Source organism: Limimaricola cinnabarinus LL-001 (assembly GCF_000466965.1).
Lineage (GTDB): Bacteria > Pseudomonadota > Alphaproteobacteria > Rhodobacterales > Rhodobacteraceae > Limimaricola > Limimaricola cinnabarinus.
In genome coordinates this window covers 1-548 of sequence record NZ_BATB01000183.1, presented here as the reverse complement: position 1 = coordinate 548, position 548 = coordinate 1, and the positions used below count along the sequence as shown (strand labels likewise).

Annotated in this window: 2 pseudogenes; both read left to right on the top strand. The window is 72.3% G+C overall.

Going from position 1 to position 548, the window contains the following annotated elements:
* Positions 1-157: 157 nt before the first annotated feature.
* Positions 158-427 (top strand): annotated as a pseudogene (locus tag MBELCI_RS22875) (hypothetical protein); the annotation flags it as partial.
* Positions 316-548, top strand: a pseudogene (locus tag MBELCI_RS20860) (sugar kinase); the annotation flags it as partial. The pseudogenes MBELCI_RS22875 and MBELCI_RS20860, both read left to right, overlap by 112 nt.

The following is a 548-nucleotide window of genomic DNA, read 5'->3' as shown; positions in this document are numbered from 1 at the left end:
TTCGTCGGGGAGCCGATGATCGAGCTGTCGGTGCCGGAGGCCGAGGACACGCCCGGCTCGGCGTGGCGGGCGATGTGCTCAACGCCGCGATCTACATGCGCCGGGCGCTGCCGCCGCCAGCGCGGGTCGAGCTGGTGATGGCGCTGGGCGCGACCGGTTCTCGGACCGGATCGAGACGTTCGCCCGCGCCCATGGCGTGGGCTGCGACCGGGTTCGCCGCGATCCCGCGCGCGGCCCCGGCCTCTACGCGATCGAGACCGACGAGGCAGGCGAGCGCAGCTTTGCCTACTGGCGCGACGCTCGGCGGCGCGGCGGATGTTCGGTGCGGATGATGCGCCCGATTTCTCGGCGCTCGATGGGGCCAGCCACGTCTTTCTCTCGGCGATCACGCTGGCGATCCTGTCGCCCGCGATCCGGGCCGCGCTGATCGACCGGCTACAGGAGATGCGCGCGAAGGGGGTGACGATCTGCTTTGACAGCAACTACCGCCCGCGCCTGTGGGAAAGCGTCGGGGCCGCGCGCGAGGCGGTCGCGCGGGCCTGGTCGAT